Annotated in this window: 5 protein-coding genes; all 5 read right to left on the minus strand. The window is 58.8% G+C overall.

Annotation, left to right across the window (positions count from 1 at the left end; translation table 11 throughout):
* Positions 1–444 (minus strand): dTDP-4-dehydrorhamnose 3,5-epimerase family protein (locus tag HMPREF9463_RS08780; protein ID WP_035138610.1); only part of this gene is annotated, 444 nt, incomplete at its 3' end.
* A gap of 71 nt (positions 445–515) precedes the next feature.
* On the minus strand, positions 516–1,535 hold the full coding sequence (gene rfbB / locus HMPREF9463_RS08785) for a dTDP-glucose 4,6-dehydratase (RefSeq protein WP_035138611.1): 1,020 nt from the start codon (positions 1,533–1,535) through the stop codon (positions 516–518).
* A 75-nt stretch (positions 1,536–1,610) separates the two neighbouring features.
* Positions 1,611–2,585, minus strand: a complete 975-nt coding sequence (locus HMPREF9463_RS08790) for a hypothetical protein (RefSeq protein WP_035138613.1) — start codon at positions 2,583–2,585, stop codon at positions 1,611–1,613.
* Positions 2,586–2,594: 9 nt separating this feature from the next.
* Positions 2,595–3,032, minus strand: coding sequence for a DUF4869 domain-containing protein (locus HMPREF9463_RS08795; protein WP_035138697.1), 438 nt, complete (start codon positions 3,030–3,032; stop codon positions 2,595–2,597).
* 95 nt (positions 3,033–3,127) lie between these two features.
* Positions 3,128–3,748: sugar nucleotidyltransferase (locus HMPREF9463_RS08800; protein WP_035138615.1), on the minus strand; the 621-nt coding region annotated here is incomplete at its 5' end.

The following is a 3,748-nucleotide window of genomic DNA, read 5'->3' on the forward strand; positions in this document are numbered from 1 at the left end:
CTTCTTCAATTCAATGGACCAGTGGGCGTCCACCAGGTAGGTGTAGGCGGTGCCGTCCTCCAGGGCCTGGAAGGAGTTGCCCACGCCGCGCGGGACGTAGATGGCCTTGCTCGGGTCCAGGGTGCAGGTGAACACCTTCCCGTAGGTGGCGCTGCCCTCGCGCAGGTCCACCCAGGCGCCGAAGACGCTGCCGCGCGCCACGGAGATGAACTTGTCCCAGGGCTCGGCGTGGATGCCGCGGGTGACGCCGCGGCTGTCGTTGTAGGAGATGTTGTTCTGGACGACCCTGAGGTCCGGGATGCCCAGGGCGGTCATCTTGGCGCGCTGCCAGTTCTCCTTGAACCAGCCGCGCGAGTCGCCGTGGACGGCGAGGTCGACGACCTTGAGGCCCTCGATGCCGGTCTCGGCGACGGAGAGGTCCTTCTCGAATGCGATGTCTGCCATGTGGGAAAAGCTCCTATCGAAGAGGTTGTATAACCGGGGGCGCCCGCGGTGCGGTTCGCCGGAATGCAGTCTTACTGGCCCTGTGCGCGGTAGCGGGCCTCGGTGGCCTCCTTGGCGGGGCGCCACCAGGACTCGTTGGCGACGTACCAGTCGATGGTCCGCTTGAGCCCCTCGGCGAAGTCGGTGTGGGCCGGCCTCCAGCCCAGCTCGCGCTGGAGCTTGGTGGAGTCGATGGCGTAGCGGCGGTCGTGGCCGGGGCGATCGGCGACCCAGTCGAAGTCCTCGGGGTCCTTTCCCATCGCCTCGAGGATCATGCGCAGGACGGTGATGTTGTTCTTCTCGCCATTTGCGCCGATGAGGTAGGTCTCCCCCATCCGGCCCTTGGTGAGGATGTCCCAGACGGCAGAGGAGTGGTCCTCGGTGTGGATCCAGTCGCGGACGTTCTCGCCGCGGCCGTAGAGCTTGGGGCGGACGCCGTCGATGATGTTCGTGATCTGCCTGGGGATGAACTTCTCCACGTGCTGGTAGGGGCCGTAGTTGTTGGAGCAGTTGGAGATCGTGGTGCGGAGGCCGTAGGTGCGGGTCCAGGCGCGCACGAGCATGTCGGAGCTAGCCTTGGTGCTCGAGTACGGCGAGGACGGGTGGTACGGCGTCTCCTCGGTGAACTTCGCCGGGTCGTCGAGCGCCAGGTCGCCGTAGACCTCGTCGGTGGAGACGTGGTGGTAGCGGACGCCGTACTTGCGGACGGCCTCCAGCAGGCGGAAGGTTCCCTCCACGTTGGTGCGCAGGAAGGGCTCGGGGTCCGCGATGGAGTTGTCGTTGTGGGACTCCGCGGCGTAGTGCACGATGGCGTCGTGGCCCGGGACGATGCGGTCCAGCAGCTCCGCGTCGCAGATGTCGCCCACGACGAGCTCCACGCGGTCGGAGGGCAGCCCGGCGATGTTCTCGGGGTTGCCGGCGTAGGTCAGCTTGTCCAGGACGGTGACGTGCACCCCGGGATGGTTGTCGACCACGTAGTGCACGAAGTTGCTGCCGATGAAGCCGCAGCCGCCCGTGACGATGATGTTCTTGGGTTCGAAAATCTCAGACATGAAAATCCAATCTGAAGCATGTACAGCTTCTTTAGTATGCCGCAGGAAGTGATGCCGCGACACTATTCAACAAAACTATCGGACATTTCGGCACGCGATAAGAGCCATAACCTTCGCAGAATTACTTCCCCTACAAAACGCCTCCGGAATGCAGTCTTTGTCGTACCGGAAGACCGAATTCCCAGTTTTATCGCGTAAGTACTTATAGAAGAAGTCCTCCCAGCTTTTAAACTTCTCACTGTCTGCAAACGCTTCCGGCTCTTGCAGAACTGCTTTGGCATCTAGCCCTGAAATTACGCCGGAGCTCAGCAGAAGCCATTCGAACGACTCGGGAAGACAAACCGTAACAGTATCGCGGTGAATGTCTTGCAGCTTAAGGACGCGGTCCGCATAGCACCCAAATGCCGCCCCGTCCGCGACAACAAACACGCGATCGTCGAGATGCTGATCCAACCAGCCCAAAATCGCGCTGTTCGTCATGGCCGAAGTACAGGTAAGCTCACTGTCAGCAAAATGCCGTTTAAAGAACTGGAAACCAGACTTACTGTCCTCGCATAGAAGGATAGAAAAGTCCTGTTTTGGCGCCGACCGGGAAATAGCATAACGATGATTCCCGCGATCTTGATAAACAGGGACGAAAGAATGGTATTTTCCGCTCGTCTTAATCTTGTAAATCTCATCCACGCTATACGGAAGATTGGGGAAATCAGCCCTTGAGATCAGCACGAAATAATTCGAGGAATACAGCACATGATGGGCAAACTCATCAGAATGGATCTCTTTTAAGCCCTCATCGACAAATACAATCGAGTCATGAACGGACGAAAGCTGGTTTCGCCAATCATAATCGGTCAAGGCGACACAGGGACAATCGCATTGCAAGGAAACGCCCGACTGATCGCCCGTTCGCATGTAGTCTGCGACCATGTCAAACAGCGTCGTCTTACCCGTGCCGCTATCGCCACGCACAATAGTGATGTTCCGCTTGATGGTAAATGTGTACTTGGTTCCCCTACGGCGGGAAATCTTAACGAGATGCGAACCGTTCATAAGCAGCACCTACAGATACGGAATCGACTCGTGAATCAATTCGGCCATGTTATGAACGATTCGGCCGCTGTTCACGACTTTGATTTTAAAATCCTCGCGACCAAAGTCCATCACATGATAGAGATTCACAACGAGCTTGCGGTCTTTCGCCATGTCGAGAATCCACTTGGCACAGTTGTCACCACAGGTAGAAGCGTTAAAAATATGCTTACGATCAAATCTCATAAGCAGCAGCGTTTTCACGCCACCAGAAAGCTGGAGTGGGGAGATGGATCCAAGCACAGGGCTTTCGATGACGTTTTCGGAGACAACAACCGATCGATCGACATCTTTAATTATCGAGACTGCATAGGGATCCGTAATCCAAGAAGACCGGTAAGAGTTTTTGAAATATGTCGCTGTGTTGTAAATCGCTTCTGGCATATCGCCAAAGTAGACGCTTAACACATCCACTCCCAATCATATTGTCTTTATGGTCAACGTAATCATAACGAAAGGGGCCACCAGATAAACGGTGACCCCTGAAAGAAAACAAGCTTGCGCTAGTACTCGCGCGGGCTGTTGACGATCTCGCCGGCGGCGACCTTCTTCAGGTGCTGGCCGTAGACCGACTTGCCGTAGGCCTTGGCGGCCTCCTCCAGCTCGGCAGTGGTGATCCAGTCGTTCTCCCAGGCGATCTCCTCGGGGACGGACACGGGGAGGTCCTGGGAGTGCTCGACGGCGCGGACGAACTCCGCGGCCTCGTGGAGGCTCTCCATGGTGCCGGTGTCCAGCCACGCGTAGCCGCGGCCGAGGGTGACCACGGACAGCGTCCCCTCCTCCAGGTACATCTGGTTGAGCGTGGTGATCTCCAGCTCCCCGCGGGCGGAAGGCTGAACCTTGTGGGCCTTGACGGCGACGTCGCCCGGGTAGAAGTACAGGCCGGTGACGGCGTAGGAGCTCTTGGGGCGGGCGGGCTTCTCCTCGATGGACACGGCCCTCCCCCCGCGGTCGAACTCCACGACGCCGAAGCGCTCGGGGTCGTCCACGTGGTAGCCGAAGACCGTGGCTCGGCCCGACTCGGCGTTCCGGGCGGCGCGCGTCAGGTGGCGCGACAGGCCGTTGCCGTAGAAGATGTTGTCGCCGAGCACCAGGGCGCACGGCTCGCCGGCGATGAACTCCTC

Origin of the sequence: Collinsella sp. 4_8_47FAA (genome assembly GCF_000763055.1) — a bacterium.
Taxonomy (GTDB): domain Bacteria; phylum Actinomycetota; class Coriobacteriia; order Coriobacteriales; family Coriobacteriaceae; genus Collinsella.